Raw genomic sequence first — 15,067 nt, 5'->3', positions numbered from 1 at the left:
TGAGGTTGGGAATAGGCACGCCGTGACCGCGTCGGCGCGCGCCAGACGAAGCGGTCATCGCCGTCCTCGTCGGTGTAGAGAGGGATGGCCCGGCCGATGACGGCGGAGGCGGGGAGTGGCCCGAAGTAGCGGCCGTCGAGGCTGTCGCGGACTTCCCTGTTCATCAGGAAGAGCTCGCCCTTGGCGACGACGCGGCAGCCCTGCCAGACGGGCAGCGGATTGCCGCGACGATCGCGATCGAGCGCATCGCCCATCGGCAAGGCGTCAACGGTGATCGTGCGGTCGGTACGGCACACGCGTTGTCCGGGAAGGCCGGCGACCCGCTTAAGCAGGGGCACGCCGCGCGGCAGATATCCGCCATCGGCAAGAAACGTGGCGATCGGCTCTGGCGCTGCTACGGCGACAAGGTCGGACGCTCCCAATCCGTCGCTGGGACTGATCGTATAGAGGCCGATCGGCGTGCTGGCGGAGGCATTCCAGATCAGCTTCGGCGCGAAGGACACGAGGGACATGATGCCGAGCAACGACACCGCGCCCGTCGTGGTGATGGCGTAGCCGAGCCGAGTTATGCGCCGATCCTCCGCGCCAAGAGGAAGGCGCGATGGCGCTGCATCGTGTAGGCGCGCAGCGTCTCACCGGCGGTCAGACGGTTGTGGACGTGCCGCCAGTGATCCGGTGCGACCTCGACTGGATCGATGCCGATCGCCTCGATCGCGTCGATAAGCTGGAGCATGCGCTCCACTTTCGGCCAGCCATCAACGCGCAGCAGGATGTCGCTGCCAGGCGTCACGGTAGGGATCGTCTGGCAGGGTTCGCCGGACCCGACCGCGCGCAGAATGTCGAGGCGCGAGAGCACGGTGCCATGCTCGTTCGTGGCCCAGCGCACCAGCGCGAAGGTCGTGCCGGGAGGGAAGAAGAGGATACGGCGACGGCGGTCGAGAACCTGTTCGCGCACCTCGCGGCCGAAGCGGATCCAGTGCTCGATCTGCTTCTCGATCCAGATGAGTTCGACCTGGGTGAGATCCTCCGGCGGCGCGTGTAGGGCGCGGCCGGCGCGCGCGGATTCGGCGGCAAGGCCAGTCATTGAGTGTCTCCTTGAGAAGGTGGGAATTCGCGTTCGAACAGTGCGCGGAGCATGTCGGCGACGGTCTGGCCGCGCTGGAAGGCCGAGATCTTGATCCGGCCGCGCATATCGGCGGTGACGTCGATGGTCAGCCTGGCCGAGAAGTCGTCCGTGGACTGCGGTCGCTGTACCTGGCGATCGGGCGCCTTGATCCAGCTCTCCGGATCGCCTGGCCGGGACGCGAATCCACGCTTGGGGGATCGTTCGCTCATAAGCCGATCCCCAAGATTTCGGCCGCGAGCGCGGTGATCTCACGCGCGCCCGGACAATCCTCGTCCTGCTCGGCGGCGATCCGGCCGGTCTGCACGACATCGGCGAAGACGATGCGCTGACCGATGGTCGTCGCGAGCAATGGCGGGTCGTGGTCGGCGAGCGTCTCGGCGGTTTCGCGGGCGAGCACGGTGCGCGCCGCGCAGCGGTTCAGCACGAAGCGAGCGGCAAGCTCTGGGCGGTAGATGCGTGCTTCGTTGAGCAGCGCGAGCATTTCGGCCGATGCCCAGCCGTCGAGCGGCGATGGCTGCACTGGGATCAGCACGAGGTCGGCGGCGAGCAGCACCGAGCGCATCAGACTGGCGACGCGTGGCGGTCCGTCGATGACGACATGATCGACATCGCGCGCCAGCTCCGGCGCTTCGCGGTGGAGCGTGTCACGCGCCAGGCCGACGACACCAAGCCGTGCCGCGGTTCGATCAAGCGGCGGACGCCAAACGTCTAATGCAGCAGGACGGACTGCGGCTCGCTGATCGTGGACCGCGAATTCACGAGCGCGTGGACGGCCTCGACGACCGATCGGCCTTGCGAAACCAGGACATCAACCTGGCGGAGCTTCGCGACGATCTCTTCGGGCTTGTGCTTCTTCTGCGGTATTCTCTCGTCCTCCAATGGTTCAAAAACCATACGTCAGGGAGGACCACGTTCCGGGGAGCAGACCATCTCGCCGAAACCGGCATCGAGCCTTCCGTCGGCAGTGTCCAGATGCAACGCGTCGATCCGATGCATCAACGCCAGGTCAGCGGCGCTAACCGCGTGGCGCAGGTAATAGACGCTGCCCCGGCTGATCCCGAGCACCTTGGCTTGCCGCGCCAACGGCAGATCATGCCTGCGATCGATCATCGCTTTGCGCTCAGAAGGCCGGCCTTGCCGAGCGCGCCGGACAAAAAATCGTTCTCCAGCGCCAACTCTCCGATCTTCGCATGCAGCGTCTTCACATCGATCGCGGGCGCTGCGGCTCCCGACTTTGCCTCGGAACCGAAGACGCCAGCGGCTCCCTCAAGAAGCTGGCTACGCCATTGCGTGATCTGATGGGGGTGGACGTCGAACTGCTGCGCCAGATCGGCCAGCGTCTTCTCGCCCTTGATTGCGGTCAAAGCCACCTTCGCCTTGAAAGCCGGGCTGTGGTTCCGCCGAACTCGTCTCGTCATTTCCGTTCCTGTTCACGACAATCATGCTGCGTTTAGGCCGAAAATCCCCCTACGCCCGATGTCCAGATTTCCCGAGCCACCTCTAACGCCTCTGCCAGCGAGCCAGACGTCCTCGCCTACATGACCTTCCCAGTGCAGCACCGCACGAAGTTACACTCAACGAATCCACTGGAGCGCCTGAACAATGAGGTGAAACGCCGCGCCGACGTCGTCGGAATCTTTCCGAACGAGGAGTCCATCACCCGGCTGATAGGCGCCGTCCTCCTCGAACAAAACGACGAATGGCAGACCCAGCACCGATACATGCAACTCGAGGCTATGGCTCAGATCGATACCATCGCCGTCGACCCCATCCTCAAACTTCAACCTGCCGCCGCATGACGACCACCGGAATGGCCGCCTTCAAATTTACACCAGCTTGACGGACGCAACCACTTTGACGAGCGAACGATTCGAGGTCTCGTTATCTCGCCCGCGCCGTTTCGTCAGCTTGACGAGCGGCGCTCATTCATCTGCCGATCGTGGAATTCCCGCTCGGTTTCGCCCGGCTCCGGACCGCGACCCAACGCGCGGGCAAGGTCGAAGAACCCGCGCCCGGGGACCTGTCCAAGTCCGCGGCCGACGACGCGCGCAGCGATAAACGGACGGCCAGCTTCTGCGTCTTCGCGCATCGTCGTCTCGAGCGCGCGGGTGATCTTGCGGATGGAGCCCGGCGCATACAGCGCCAGTCCCCAGGCGAGCGCGCCGTAGGTGATCGGAAGTTTGTCCGCCGGCAGAGTGTGCAAGTGACGGCGGACACTTTGAGCAAGCGTGGCCGGTGTGCGTCCGCCAGGCGCCGCCGCCGCCCGCGGGGGCGGAAGCTCTCGCGCAGTTCCGTCAGCCATGACTTCCGCCGCCCAAGTGCGCTCGGCACTGCGCACGATCACCCGCATCCCTTCATGCGAGGTTGCCGGGCCACTCTCCGTCGTTATGACGATGTCGCCGCACGTCAATCCGGCTTGCAATGCGTCCGGCTTCATCCCGAGGCGTGGCGCGAGGTAGTCCGGGTCAATCGTCACTTGACCACCATCCCATCCGATGACGCCACGCGGGACGGGGCGCGCGAAGACCGGGCTTTGCCCCGGCACATCGCGGTAGAAAGGGTTCTGACCTCCAGCATGGTCAGTCACGTCGACGATCTCGCGGATCACGGGGAGGGCCGCGCGCAGTATGGTCTCGACCCCCTTCCTGAGCGTCACTGACGAGGCCGCGCAGCCTTGGCAGCCACCGGACATTCGCAGATAGACCGTGTCGTTTCCCACGCGTTCAGCGCTGATATAGCCGCCATGTCGGGCGATCGACGGGTTTGCCTTCGTATCGAGCAGATGCGTTACTGCGGCCAGAAGCGCCGCGTCACTATCCTCGGTCATCGGAGTCGCCGGTGCGTCGCCGAGCGGCCGATCGGTATCATCGAGAACCTGGCGGATCGCTGCCGCGATAGGGGCCTTGAGCGCCTGCCACTCGCTGCCGGGCGCCCGCGTCACCAGGATCGTCTCACCATTCACCTGCACTTTCGTCACGCCCGCGAGTGCGAACAGCGCACGCGCCAGGGGGGCCTCGTCCATCGGCCCATCGAAGCCAGCCGACCGCCCGGCCTCGACCGGCACATCGAGAATGAAGCGCATCACGGTCGGGTCGCGCGGCGAGGCCTGTGCCCGGATGCGGCGGAGGACGGCGACGTCAAACATCTTCGGTCTCGACACTTTCTATCTCACGCAGCGCGGTAAAGGTGTAGATGCCGGAATTGTGCCCGTCGCTGAAAGCGATGCCGAGTGCATAATTGCCGACGCTCCATATCCGCGCCGGTACAACGTCGAGCGGCATTGTCGCCGGGTCCAGCAGTCGCTTCCCGCTCACCTCGTCACGGCAGGCAGCGCAGCGGCAGGCGAGGCGCAGATCGCGCGGGTCGATCCTCTGCTCGCGATCGGACCAACGGATCATCAGCCCAGTGCCGTCGTATTCCAGCGCCAAGGGCCGGTCGGATGCTGCATCCGGCACAGGGGTAGGCTGGCCCTTGCCGGACGTCACATCCCAGTCAAATGGAATCTGAAGACCTCCCGCCGGACTCATGTCTGCGGTCAGGGCGTTCGCAATCGCTGTATAGGCAAGTGCCGCGGGACTGTCGGCAGCCGATGCCGTCAGCGGCACGCCGCTGTCGCCACCATCGACGATCGCCGGGTCGAGCGGTATCGCACCGAGATATGGCACGCCGAGGCTGGCCGCGATGCTCTCGCCACCGCCCTGACGGAAGATGTGCGTGACCTCCCCGCAGGAGGGGCAGGTAAAGCCACTCATGTTCTCGACGATCCCCAGGATCGGCACGTTCACCTGCTGCAGCATCCGCAAGCCACGCCTCGCGATCTTCAGACTGACATCCTGCGGCGTCGAGACGACGACCGCGCCGGTCAGCGGAAACGCCTGCGCCAGGGTCAGCTGCGTGTCCCCGGTGCCGGGGGGTAGGTCCAGAATCAGCACGTCGAGCTGGCCCCAGTCCACCTGAGTGATGAACATCTGAAGATATTTCGTGACCATCGGACCGCGCAGGACCGCCGGCTTGTCGTCGCCGGTCAGCATCCCCATCGACATCACCTTGACGCCATACGCTTCGGCCGGGATCACCTTCTTGCCCGGCGTCATGGCCGGAGGCTCACCGCCGGGAATACCCAGCATGCCGGGAATCGACGGGCCGTAGAGATCGGCATCGACCAGCCCGACACGTAGCCCCTGGCGCGCCAGCATCACTGCCAGATTGGCCGCGACCGTCGACTTGCCGACCCCGCCCTTGCCGCTGGCGATGGCGATGAGGCGTCCCAGATGCGACAGAGGCCCGGAGGAAGAGCCATTAAAAAGCACTTTACGATCGTTCACAGGTCTGAGCTCCCGTCATTTCGGATCGAACCCGGGCAGCCGCCCCGTTCGGGCGGCTGAGGATGAAGCCGACCGCTGCAGCCATGCAGACCGCCTGTATCGCGATGACGATCGCGGAGACGGACATGACGAGGCTCAGCAGCATCGCCCCGGCCATCATCGCGATCGCCGCCGTTTTGTAACGCGGAGCGATCACGCCATGCTCCTGCCATTCGGCGATCATCGGGCCGAAAACGTGGCTGCGTTGGAGCCGCGCCTGAAGTCCCGGCGCGCTCCTGCCGAAGGCGAAAGTCGCCAGGATGATGAACGGCGTCGTGGGCAGGACCGGCAGGACGACCCCGAGCCCGGCGAGGGCGAGAGAGAAAGCGCCGACGACGAACCAGAGCAGCCGCGGCAGACCAAGACCGGACCTTCCGATCGGGTGAAGCCATCGAAGCATGACCGTCTCTCCTGGCGACGTGGTGTGGATGGCAGCCCGGGCGCGACGCCCGGTCAGCCTTCGGACCGCTGGATAGCGCCGCAGGCGATCGGCAGCGTCACTTGCGCCGGAACATCACCGAGCGACTGGACGGTGTCCGGGAGTTCGCTCGCCTCGGGCACGCCGTGCAGGAAGATCACCCGCCGGTCGAAATCGAGCTGCTGTCCGGGGAACTTGGCATCGAACGCCTTCCGGAGCGCCGGGAGCGATACGCTCTGCTCGTAGCTGTAGGCGCCGTCGGCATCGGCGGTCGGATAGCTGTCGGCGACGATCTCCATGCTGCCCGGATCGTCGTGGAACGGAACCATGGTGACGCCCGCGAGCGGCTCGGTCTCGATCAAGTCGATGATGCCGTCGCCATTGGTGTCGGCGTCGGTGCTCGGACAACGGGACGTCTCGTCGCCATCGGCGAACCCGTGGAAATGCTGAAGATGCATGATCCCCGGCGCGGTACCCGTGGCGTCGAGGCGAATTGTCAGCGTATCGCCGAAGACGGTGAGCGTCGCGGTGCCGCCGGCCTCGCTACCCGTCGTCTCGGCGTTGAGCGGCGCGAGATCGGCACGATAGACTCCATCCGAATCCTGCGCGGAAGCAGCTCCAGTCAGTACCGCCAGCGCGATCGCGGTTCCCAGAGTGGTGGTCCTGCGGGTCATGTCGATTTCTCCTTTGTAAAATGTGTTGGGAATGTTCGCTCCAGTTTCCATCAATTCCCGGCCTTGGTTTGTTCCATCTCGTTGAGCGCCAGCACCGAATGGGCATAGGCGCCGCCAGCGCGCATCTCGGCGGCGACCCAGATCGCTTCCATGATCTCGGCTTCGCTCGCCTTATGCCGCAGTGCCGCCTTCGTGTGACCCTTGATGCAATAGGGGCACTGGGTGACATGGGCGACGGCGACGGCGATCAGCTGCTTGGTCTTTGCATCCAGGGCGCCATCGGCGAACACAGTCTGGCTGAACACCTTGAACGCCTCTTCAGCGTCCGGCGTCAGCGCCTTGCGGCGCTGTGCCAACGCATGGGTGTTCGTCGGGTATAGCGGATCGGACATGAGTGTTTCTCCTGCATTTTCCTAGCGGTAACCGATATTCATAACGTAGTCGCGCAGCAGGTTCTCTTCCTGCTGGATCTCTTGCAGCAGCATCTGAAGGACATCGCGGGCGTTCAGAACACCCAGCGGCTTACCGTCCGAATCGAGAATTGGGACGTTCTTGAAGCCGCTGGTCTTCATGACCTCCCAGGCGCCGTGCAACTGGCCCTCGGGCTCCGCCGTGATCACATCACGCGTCATCGCCTCGACCACCGGCGCGGTGCAGCTGGCGCCCGCGCAGCGGCCGGTTTGGCGGACCACGTCGGTCTTGGTAAGAATACCTGCCATCCGGCCCTCTACATCACTGACCAGCAGCATGTCGCTGCCATCATCCAGAAGCCGAGCGGCCTCGAGCAGGGTTGCCGTCATCTCGATGCAGAGCATCCGCTTGCTTGCCGTAGGCAGAAACTTTTGGATCAACATTATGGCCTCCTACTCAGCCAGCGCGATGAGAAGCACCGCGACGATCCCGGTCACCGCAGCGCCCGCGGGTCAGTTCCACGGCATTCACATCCTCTCCTCGACGATACGGTCGTCCTTAATGCCAAGGTCGTGCAACGCCTGGCGCACCGCATCCATCATCGACGGCGGGCCGCAGAGATAGCAGAGGCGGTTTGCTTCGACGAACTGACGCAAGTAATCCCGATCAAGTCTTTGTTGCGGTACGCCGGCGCCAGGCTCGTCCACGACGAAGACGGTTCTCAGCCCTTTCATTGCCTCGAACCTTTCGCGCCAGATGATGTCGGCCTCGGTCTTGTTCGCGAAAACCAGCGTCGATCCCGCGAGCGTGCCGTGATCGTGCAACCGCTTGCGCATCACTGCGATCATTGGTGTGATCCCGGCCCCTCCGGCAATAAACAGGCCCGGTCCCTGATCCGAGATCGCGCCGAACGGTCCTTTGATTTCCACCTCGTCGCCCGCCTTCATCACACCGATCTGTTCAGTCACGCCGTGGTGGTCGGGATAGGACTTGACGACGAATTCCAAAGTCGGCTCATGCGGCAAGGTCACCGGGGTAAAGGGGCGGCCTTTGTCTTCCCAACCATCCTTGAGAAGATACAGTTCCACTCCCTGACCCGGACTATATTCGAACCCTTCCGGCCGGTCGAAAATCAGATGATTCGTATCGTGCGTAACCGGGTCGATATGTTTCAGCGTCATTCGATATTTCATGGGGCGGCTCCTTCTTCTCTAGGCCGACTGATGATGCCGCCGACCGGGTCCGTTAAAGCGTGCGCGCGAACGGACGTAATCTTCAACCACCACCTCGGAACGCGACGATCAGCAGCAAGATCATGAGGATCCCATGGATAAGCGTGCCCCGCTAAGCCGTCGCTGCCGCTTGATCCGCCGCGCGCCGCCTTGCCGCCCGCATAGATTATCCCCAGATCGGAACCGTGAACGCAGTCTCAAACCACTTGTCAGATTCGGTTGCAGGGGAATCAACCGACCCTTCTCGACGACGCGGGCAGCGGCAGCTTGCCAAAATCGATTGCGCTGCATGTGAGGATCGTTCCGCTTTCGTCGATGGTCATGCGGACCCGACGGCTTGCCGCAAAGAACGTCAGCCGAACCTTGCCCGCGTCTTCGTCCGCGCCGCGTTCGAACCGGCTGGTGATCGTGCCGTCGCGCATTCCCTGTTTCAGGTCATCCGCCTCGATCCGGAACGCTTTGGCAAGGACATCGGCGTCGATCTGGATCGCGTCATCGGCAAATGCGATATGAGTCATTGACCTTCTCCACTTCCCTGCGCTTCCTCGGATTCATGCGGCCGCGATTAGTGATCCGTCCCCGGGCCAAGCGCAATCCGCCACCGTTGTCCGGTCAAGCTCCGTCATAAAGGCCGCCCGCGCAGCGGCGAGTTGGGGTTTCAGGCGGCACCGCGGTTGCAGCACGCAAGCGCTGCCATCCGCACGAAAACATTCGACGATGGCGAAACGCTGCTCGAGATGGCGCACGACCTCCCCGACAGTGATCGTATGTGCCGCGCGGGCCAGCCGTAATCCGCCACTCCTGCCGCGCTGCGCCCGGACAAATCCGCCGCGACCGAGATCCTGCACCACCTTGGCTAGATGATGCTGCGAGATCGCGAACTCCTCGGCGATCTGTCCGGTGGAGATCGACTCTTCGGGCGCTCCGGCCAGCCGCATCAGAACGCGTAAACCGTAGTCGGTGAAAGACGCCAGCCGCATCGGTGCTCCTTAAATGGTATTGACAATACGAATATATCGGAAGATAATGCATATTGCAAATACCTATTAACGGCAGGCTCGGACAGCCGAAGCCTTGAGGGGGTGGATGTGATGAGCCGACATGTGGAAGCGATCGACGCCGAAACATCCGATACAAGCCGGAAACGACCGGTCCCGAGGGCGCAAGGGGTCATCGCGCTCTCGCTGGCTATCGTTGCCAGCGTGTTCGCCTTCTTCCTCGCCTGGCCGTGGTGGTGGGATTTCAGCTACTGGGCGGAATCGCGGATCATGTGGGTGATCTATTTCGCAACGGGTTTCGTGCTGGCGATCTACGTCTTCTATGCGTTCTTCGGCAGCCTGCGCACGCTTTTCGAGCATGACGCCATCGAGCGCGCCGAACTTGTCGAACAGGCGGAGCCCGATGACACAGAGGGCCAGTCATGAGTTGCCGTCCAGGTCAACCCTGTCAAGAAGGCAAGAAGCGGCGCACCGCACTTGGCGTGCTTGGGCTGATGGCGCTGATCTTCGTTGCGCTGTCGTTCATGTCTTTCCTCGATTCCCGCGGCCAAGTGGTGCCGACGGGGGTCGAATATGCGGGCCATGATGCTGTCGAGGGCAAGCGGGTCTTCCAAGCCTATAACTGCATGGGGTGTCATACGATCGTCGGCAATGGTGCCTATCTTGGGCCGGATCTGACCAAACTCTATGGCGATGTCGGGCCTGCCTGGCTGGAGGCGTTTCTGCCCTCGGCAGGCAGCTGGCCGACGCAGACGGCAGTGCAGGTTCAGTTGCAGAAATCTGCCGTCGTCACTGAAGCGGACGTCAACTCGATCGACGCCTATTTCGACAAGTATCCCGCTGCTGTGGAACGGGTCAATCGGCGCAGCGGCCATGCCACGATCATGCCCAACCTGCCGTTTCGCGCGGGCGAGGTCGCCCAGTTGATCGCTTTCCTGAAATACACGTCGCAGATGGATACCGAGGGCTGGCCACCGATCCCACAGATCGTCGGGCTAACTTTCCCGCAGGCGACGCAGATGCCGGCGGAGGCGGTTGCAACCGCAGTAGCAGCACCGCCCGAGGGTAGCATTGCAGCCGCCTTGGGCGATCCGGTCGACCTTGGTGCCCAACTTGTCGAGGATAACGGCTGTACCGCCTGCCATTCCGCCGGAACCGAGAAACTCGTCGGCCCGGCCTGGGGCGGGCTTTACGGAGGTGAGGCGGAGCTTGCCGATGGGTCGACGGTAAAGGTCGACGACGCCTATCTGACCGAGGCCATCATGAACCCGGACGCGCAGGTCGCCGCAGGCTTCCACGCCGGCGTCATGCCATCGTATGTCGACATTCTGGAGGCCGATCAGGTCGCAGCCATTGTCGCCTATATCCGCAGTCTCGGAGGAGAGGGACAATGATCCGGATCGAATACCAGACCCAAAGGCTGAGCCTGCGTTTTTTTCTGGTAATGCTTGTGCTGTTCCTGTTTCAGACCGCATTCGGCCTGCTTCTGGCGGCGCAGCACATCGATCCGACACTGCTCTCGGGGGTATTCAATTTCAACATCGTCCGGGCCGAACATACCAATCTCGGCATTCTGTGGATCCTCACCGGCTTTATCGGCACGATTCTGTTCATCGGGCCGCTGCTGTCGAAACGTGAACTGGCCGCGCCTTGGCTGATCAAATTCTTGTTCTATGCACTACTGGCCGTCGTAGTCTGGAACGTCCTGACGCAGTTTCTGGCGCAACAGGGGATCGCCGGCTGGTGGCTGGGGCAGCCCTGGCTGCAGGAGGGACTGGAGTATCTCGAGGCCGGTCGCGTCGCCGATATTGTGATCCTGATTGGCTTCGCAATCCTGTGCTATGTGGTCCTGCGCACTTTCCCGCCAATGTCCCAGTGGAACGAGATTCACTGGGGGCTGGGACTTGGCGTGCTGGCACTGACCGCTGTTTGGGTGTTCGGGCTGTTCTTCATCGGGCGGCTGGACCTGCAGGAATATTTCCGCTGGTACGTCGTGCACTACTGGGTCGAGGGAGTCTGGGAGGTCATCCATATCAGCCTGGTCGGCTTCCTCGTGGTGTTGATGTTCAACGCCAGCGTGAAGACCGTGGGCTACGCGGTCTTCTGGGGCATTTCGTTGGTCTGGCTCTCGGGGCTTCTGGGCAACGCGCATCATTATTTCTGGATAGGCACGCCGGAGTTTTGGCAATTCTGGGGCTCGCTGTTCAGCGCGCTCGAACCATTGCCTCTGATCTTCTGCTTCTGGCACATCTATCTCGACGCTCATCACGACCGCAAACCTATCGCTAATATGCCTGCGTTCGCCTTCCTTCTAGGCTCGGTGGTGCTGGAGCAGGTAGGGGCGGGGATCCTCGGCTTCACCATGACCTTCGCGCTGACCAACGTGTGGTCGCACGGCACCTGGGTGACGCTGAGCCACGCGCATCTGGCGCTCTTCGGCACATTCGGCATGCTGGGGCTGTCGGCAGCCTACTATGCGGTGCCGCTGATGCGCGGCATCCGGGATTTCGACCAGCGTCTTGGCAAGCTGGCCTTCTGGCTCATCTTCACCGGCATGCTTGGCCTGGCCTTCGCCTTCGCCATCGGCGGCACGATCCAGGTCTATGTCTACCGCACGCTTGGCCTTGACTGGTTTGGAGGCGACGTCTCGCCTGCGATGCAGATCGCCAAGCTGCAGGTGCCGGTCTTCGGGCTGGTGTTTACCATTGGCGTCGGGCTTCTGGTCTTCGACCTGCTCACGCTCGGCTATCGCGCACGGGTCGCTACGACGCCGGCGGCGCGCGGCTTCGAGACAGCAGACGCCTATGATGGCCCGGCGCACGCTGTCATGCCAGGCTGGAAGCGATTGCTGACCGGCTGGGAAGCCGGGCTGTGGCTCTTGGGAATGTGGGTTTTCGGCGCGGTAATCACGCTGGGGCTTCTGAGCTTCAACCTTTCCAGCGTGCGCGATGGCAGCCCGTTCTTCCCGTACCTGATGGCCGGCGTCGGCTATCCGGGGCTGTTTCTGGTGACGCTGCTCTTCGTCTGGCGGTTCCTCAGTTCGCTCGCCGCCCGGAATGTCGAGCCGCTTGCCGTCTACACCAGCGCAACGTTCGCGGCCGAACCGGCGGAGTGAGCCCACGTCAGGTCGACGGAATCGAAAAGCGGGGCACCAACGCCACAGGGGCCCACACCCGCACACCTTTCAACTCAATCAAATCATCTACACAAGGCGAAGAACATGACCGAGACCACCCAGCCCCTGCACGACCAGAATGTCGGCGAGATCGCCGCGCAACTTCCCGGCGCCACCGGTGTCTTCCGCCGGTTTGGAATCGATTTCTGCTGCCACGGCGACGTTTCGCTGACCGAGGCGGCGTACCAGCGCAAGCTCAATATTATCGAACTTGAAACAGCGCTGCAGGCGCTCGACCCCGCAGCCGCACCGCAGGCGCCGCGGGAAACCACCGCGCTGATCGATCACATCCAGACCCGCTATCACGAGGTCCACCGACGCCAGATTCCCGAACTGATCGAACTGTCGCGCAAGGTCGAGGCGGTTCATGCCGCCCACCCGAACGCGCCGGAAGGGCTGGCCGACGCCTTGCAACTGATCATGGGCGAATTGGAAGTGCACATGAAGAAGGAGGAGTTGATCCTGTTTCCAGCCATGCGTAGACAGGCTGCGGGACAATTGGATGCGCCGATCACCGAGATGCGCCACGATCACGATGCTCACGGCGCCTTTCTGGAGCGGGTGGCGCAGATAACTGACGACTATACCTTGCCGGACGGCGCTTGCCGGTCGTGGCAGGCGCTTTACGCCGGAGCGGCGCAACTCAAGGATGATCTGATGGAACATATCCACCTTGAGAACAACGTGCTGTTCCCGCGATTCGAGGCGAGCGCATGACATTGTAGCTGGCCTTGTGCCGTCCTCCGACTGATAGCGCCCTGGACTTGCCCCGATTTGGTGGCTCTTGCGCATGTTGTGTGGTCTTGAGGCGTGGCGACTCTTTCTAACACCGCAGATGATGCGGTGGAGGAAGCATGCCTCAAATATCGATGATGCCCGGATGTCGCTTCAATGGAATCCGGCCCGAAGGTCCATCGGGACTGACGATTTCGTTGCAGAAGCGCTATAAGGTTGCGCGGTGTCCGGAATGCCGGCTGCCGACGCCGGACCTTCGGCGAGAACGTGCCGATGCTGGTCGCGCCGTCGGCGCGAAGGACGAAGCGGCTTGTCCAAGGCGCAGGCAAGAACGGGAATTGCTCTGGGCGGAGCGGCGGACAGCCGCCTTTCAAGGCAAATGGCAATGCCTGTCAGCGGCGACACGATCCTTCGGCTGGTTCGCCTGCTGCCCGAGCCGACGCCATCGACACCGACAATCNCCGCCTTTCAAGGCAAATGGCAATGCCTGTCAGCGGCGACACAATCCTTCGGCTGGTTCGTCTGCTGCCCGAGCCGACGCCGTCGACACCGACAATTATCGGCGTTGATGATTGGGCGATGAAGAAGCGGCTGCGCTACGGCACGATCATCGTCGACCTCCAACGCCACCGTCCGATAGATCTCTTGCCTGACCGCACGGCGGAGACGGTGATCGTTTGGCTGGAATCCAGGCCTGGGATCGAAATCGTTGCTCGGGACCGATCGACAGAATACCGGCGCGCCATAACGATCGGTGCCCGGAACGCCGTCCAGATCGCCGATCGTTGGCACCTTCTCCACAACACGCGGCAGATGGTCGAGCGATGGGCTGCCGGCGCTCATGCGCGTTTGCGGCGGCTGCCCGAACTGTCATCGCCGAAGGCGACGAAGACGTGTCGAACGAAGACGTGTCGAACGAAGGCGTTCAGACGATTGCGTTCCGACGCTGATGTCGCTGCCGAAAGCCGCACACGGCGACTGACGCAATATGACGATGTGCGTCGGCGTTACCTCGCCGGCGAGGCGATCGTGGCGATCAGCCGAGCGACAGGTTTGTCACCGACCACCGTCCGTAAGTTCGCTTATGCCGATGCCTTTCCCGAGCGGGCCGTGCGGGCAACGGCAAGCAGCATCATTGATCCCTCTCTGCCGTTGCTGAGATCGCGGCTCGCGAACGGATGCGAAAACGGCCTGCAGCTCTGGCGCGAATGCCGCGATCTTGGCTATGGCGGTTCCGCCAGCCAGATTCATCGGTGGCTTCAGGACCACCGGACGGCTCCGTCGAAACATGCCCCGCATAGGACGGTCGATACGGCTCCGCCAGCTCCCGCCACCCAAAACCCTGTTTCGATTCCGTCCCCGAAGCAACTCGCGTGGTTGATCGTCAAGGCACCAGAAAGGAGGTCGATCGAAGAGGCTAACGCGATCCTGCGAATCAGCCAGGATCGCGACGCCGCCATCCTCATTCGAGTTGTTCGCCGTTTCGTCGATCTCGTCCGCCGGGTCGGAACCAAGGCCCATGATGCCGGCCCCGCGTTCGACGATTGGCTTCGTGGCGCAAAGCGCTGTGGTCTGCGTCCTGTCGAAACCTTCGCCGCAGGCCTTCAGCATGACGGCGATGCGGTTCGAGCCGCTTTGGAAACCTGTTGGAGTAGCGCCCAGGTCGAGGGCCAGGTGAATAAGCTGAAGCTGCTCAAGCGCTCCATGTATGGCCGCGGAAATCTCGAACTGCTCCGCCGCCGACTGATCCTGGCGCCGTAAAACCACACAACATGCGCAAGAGCCACTTTATCGAGGCGAGTCCAGGCCGCTCGGCGACAAAGCCGCGATGATCGCCTTCTGGATGGGCTCGTCCTGCGCCGCGACAGCCGCGGTCAGTGACAACAGGCGTTGTCGTGTCTCGTAGAGCTGATCGGCCAAGGTCAACACCACCG

17 protein-coding genes and 3 pseudogenes are annotated in these 15,067 nt (G+C 62.9%); 6 read left to right on the top strand and 14 right to left on the bottom strand.

Translation table 11 applies throughout. The features are described 5' to 3' along the window. Window positions 1-26: 26 nt before the first annotated feature. The 5 genes and pseudogenes from VQ045_RS14915 to VQ045_RS14895 form a co-directional block, all read right to left on the bottom strand. Window positions 27-569 (bottom strand): annotated as a pseudogene (locus VQ045_RS14915) (S26 family signal peptidase); the annotation flags it as partial. After that, window positions 566-1,084: a DUF2840 domain-containing protein gene (locus VQ045_RS14910; RefSeq protein WP_331830654.1), complete on the bottom strand. Its 519-nt coding sequence runs from the start codon at window positions 1,082-1,084 to the stop codon at window positions 566-568. The pseudogene VQ045_RS14915 and the gene VQ045_RS14910, both read right to left, overlap by 4 nt. After that, window positions 1,081-1,335, bottom strand: coding sequence for a hypothetical protein (locus VQ045_RS14905; protein WP_331830653.1), 255 nt, complete (start codon window positions 1,333-1,335; stop codon window positions 1,081-1,083). The genes VQ045_RS14910 and VQ045_RS14905 overlap by 4 nt, the downstream gene beginning before the upstream one ends. After that, window positions 1,332-1,913, bottom strand: coding sequence for a ParA family partition ATPase (locus tag VQ045_RS14900; RefSeq protein WP_442879879.1), 582 nt, complete (start codon window positions 1,911-1,913; stop codon window positions 1,332-1,334). The genes VQ045_RS14905 and VQ045_RS14900 overlap by 4 nt, the downstream gene beginning before the upstream one ends. A gap of 179 nt (window positions 1,914-2,092) precedes the next feature. Beyond that, window positions 2,093-2,544, bottom strand: a pseudogene (locus tag VQ045_RS14895) (transposase); the annotation flags it as partial. Between the two features lie 96 nt (window positions 2,545-2,640). On the opposite strand from VQ045_RS14895, the pseudogene VQ045_RS14890 reads away from it, so the two are divergent. Next, window positions 2,641-2,925, top strand: a pseudogene (locus VQ045_RS14890) (transposase); the annotation flags it as partial. 104 nt (window positions 2,926-3,029) lie between these two features. Here VQ045_RS14890 and VQ045_RS14885 read toward each other — a convergent pair. The 9 genes from VQ045_RS14885 to VQ045_RS14845 form a co-directional block, all read right to left on the bottom strand. Next, window positions 3,030-4,271, bottom strand: a complete 1,242-nt coding sequence (locus VQ045_RS14885; RefSeq protein WP_327648561.1) for a NifU family protein — start codon at window positions 4,269-4,271, stop codon at window positions 3,030-3,032. Beyond that, window positions 4,264-5,451, bottom strand: a complete 1,188-nt coding sequence (locus tag VQ045_RS14880; protein ID WP_331830652.1) for a P-loop NTPase — start codon at window positions 5,449-5,451, stop codon at window positions 4,264-4,266. Before VQ045_RS14880 ends, VQ045_RS14885 begins: the two co-directional genes overlap by 8 nt. Then, window positions 5,438-5,890 carry a YbaN family protein gene (locus VQ045_RS14875; protein WP_327650273.1) on the bottom strand — a complete coding sequence of 151 codons (453 nt, stop codon included), beginning with the start codon at window positions 5,888-5,890 and terminating at the stop codon, window positions 5,438-5,440. The genes VQ045_RS14880 and VQ045_RS14875 overlap by 14 nt, the downstream gene beginning before the upstream one ends. A 53-nt stretch (window positions 5,891-5,943) precedes the next feature. Beyond that, entirely contained in the window at window positions 5,944-6,582 is a 639-nt protein-coding gene (locus tag VQ045_RS14870) for a hypothetical protein (protein WP_331830651.1), read from the bottom strand. A 50-nt stretch (window positions 6,583-6,632) separates the two neighbouring features. After that, window positions 6,633-6,974, bottom strand: coding sequence for a carboxymuconolactone decarboxylase family protein (locus VQ045_RS14865; protein ID WP_327650276.1), 342 nt, complete (start codon window positions 6,972-6,974; stop codon window positions 6,633-6,635). Window positions 6,975-6,995: 21 nt separating this feature from the next. Next, a complete protein-coding gene (locus VQ045_RS14860; protein WP_327650277.1) occupies window positions 6,996-7,436 on the bottom strand; it encodes a CBS domain-containing protein in 441 nt (146 codons plus the stop codon). Window positions 7,437-7,520: 84 nt separating this feature from the next. After that, complete coding sequence (locus tag VQ045_RS14855; protein ID WP_331830650.1) at window positions 7,521-8,186, bottom strand: FAD-binding oxidoreductase; 666 nt, start codon at window positions 8,184-8,186, stop codon at window positions 7,521-7,523. Window positions 8,187-8,455: 269 nt separating this feature from the next. Further along, window positions 8,456-8,743 (bottom strand): DUF6522 family protein, encoded by a 288-nt coding sequence (locus VQ045_RS14850; protein WP_327650438.1) that lies wholly within the window; start codon window positions 8,741-8,743, stop codon window positions 8,456-8,458. Between the two features lie 33 nt (window positions 8,744-8,776). Next, window positions 8,777-9,205: an RrF2 family transcriptional regulator gene (locus VQ045_RS14845; RefSeq protein ID WP_327650437.1), complete on the bottom strand. Its 429-nt coding sequence runs from the start codon at window positions 9,203-9,205 to the stop codon at window positions 8,777-8,779. 111 nt (window positions 9,206-9,316) lie between these two features. Between VQ045_RS14845 and VQ045_RS14840 the strand changes: the two genes are divergently transcribed. From VQ045_RS14840 to VQ045_RS14820, 5 genes are all read left to right on the top strand, one after another. Further along, entirely contained in the window at window positions 9,317-9,649 is a 333-nt protein-coding gene (locus VQ045_RS14840) for a hypothetical protein (protein WP_331830649.1), read from the top strand. Further along, the gene (locus VQ045_RS14835) at window positions 9,646-10,617 is read left to right on the top strand and encodes a c-type cytochrome (RefSeq protein WP_327650175.1); all 972 of its coding nucleotides are present in this window, start codon (window positions 9,646-9,648) and stop codon (window positions 10,615-10,617) included. Before VQ045_RS14840 ends, VQ045_RS14835 begins: the two co-directional genes overlap by 4 nt. Next, window positions 10,614-12,338, top strand: a complete 1,725-nt coding sequence (locus VQ045_RS14830; RefSeq protein WP_327650173.1) for a cbb3-type cytochrome c oxidase subunit I — start codon at window positions 10,614-10,616, stop codon at window positions 12,336-12,338. The genes VQ045_RS14835 and VQ045_RS14830 overlap by 4 nt, the downstream gene beginning before the upstream one ends. A 105-nt stretch (window positions 12,339-12,443) precedes the next feature. Next, complete coding sequence (ytfE, locus tag VQ045_RS14825) at window positions 12,444-13,115, top strand: iron-sulfur cluster repair protein YtfE (protein ID WP_331830648.1); 672 nt, start codon at window positions 12,444-12,446, stop codon at window positions 13,113-13,115. A 291-nt stretch (window positions 13,116-13,406) separates the two neighbouring features. Further along, a complete protein-coding gene (locus VQ045_RS14820) occupies window positions 13,407-14,894 on the top strand; it encodes an ISL3 family transposase (protein WP_331830647.1) in 1,488 nt (495 codons plus the stop codon). Window positions 14,895-15,067: the final 173 nt, after the last annotated feature.

Origin of the sequence: Aurantimonas sp. E1-2-R+4 (assembly GCF_036549515.1) — a bacterium.
Lineage (GTDB): Bacteria > Pseudomonadota > Alphaproteobacteria > Rhizobiales > Rhizobiaceae > Aurantimonas > Aurantimonas coralicida_A.
This window is presented reverse-complemented; position numbering and strand designations above follow the sequence as displayed.

Excerpts from the sequence above, each read along its gene's own strand:
- ytfE (WP_331830648.1), top strand. The coding sequence starts at position 12,444 with ATGACCGAGACCACCCAGCCCCTGCACGACCAGAATGTCGGCGAGATC.
- VQ045_RS14850 (WP_327650438.1), bottom strand. The coding sequence starts at position 8,743 with ATGACTCATATCGCATTTGCCGATGACGCGATCCAGATCGACGCCGAT.
- VQ045_RS14830 (WP_327650173.1), top strand. The coding sequence starts at position 10,614 with ATGATCCGGATCGAATACCAGACCCAAAGGCTGAGCCTGCGTTTTTTT.
- VQ045_RS14875 (WP_327650273.1), bottom strand. The coding sequence starts at position 5,890 with ATGCTTCGATGGCTTCACCCGATCGGAAGGTCCGGTCTTGGTCTGCCG.
- VQ045_RS14885 (WP_327648561.1), bottom strand. The coding sequence starts at position 4,271 with ATGTTTGACGTCGCCGTCCTCCGCCGCATCCGGGCACAGGCCTCGCCG.
- VQ045_RS14905 (WP_331830653.1), bottom strand. The coding sequence starts at position 1,335 with ATGAGCGAACGATCCCCCAAGCGTGGATTCGCGTCCCGGCCAGGCGAT.
- VQ045_RS14840 (WP_331830649.1), top strand. The coding sequence starts at position 9,317 with ATGAGCCGACATGTGGAAGCGATCGACGCCGAAACATCCGATACAAGC.
- VQ045_RS14860 (WP_327650277.1), bottom strand. The coding sequence starts at position 7,436 with ATGTTGATCCAAAAGTTTCTGCCTACGGCAAGCAAGCGGATGCTCTGC.
- VQ045_RS14865 (WP_327650276.1), bottom strand. The coding sequence starts at position 6,974 with ATGTCCGATCCGCTATACCCGACGAACACCCATGCGTTGGCACAGCGC.
- VQ045_RS14835 (WP_327650175.1), top strand. The coding sequence starts at position 9,646 with ATGAGTTGCCGTCCAGGTCAACCCTGTCAAGAAGGCAAGAAGCGGCGC.
- VQ045_RS14855 (WP_331830650.1), bottom strand. The coding sequence starts at position 8,186 with ATGAAATATCGAATGACGCTGAAACATATCGACCCGGTTACGCACGAT.
- VQ045_RS14845 (WP_327650437.1), bottom strand. The coding sequence starts at position 9,205 with ATGCGGCTGGCGTCTTTCACCGACTACGGTTTACGCGTTCTGATGCGG.
- VQ045_RS14870 (WP_331830651.1), bottom strand. The coding sequence starts at position 6,582 with ATGACCCGCAGGACCACCACTCTGGGAACCGCGATCGCGCTGGCGGTA.
- VQ045_RS14910 (WP_331830654.1), bottom strand. The coding sequence starts at position 1,084 with ATGACTGGCCTTGCCGCCGAATCCGCGCGCGCCGGCCGCGCCCTACAC.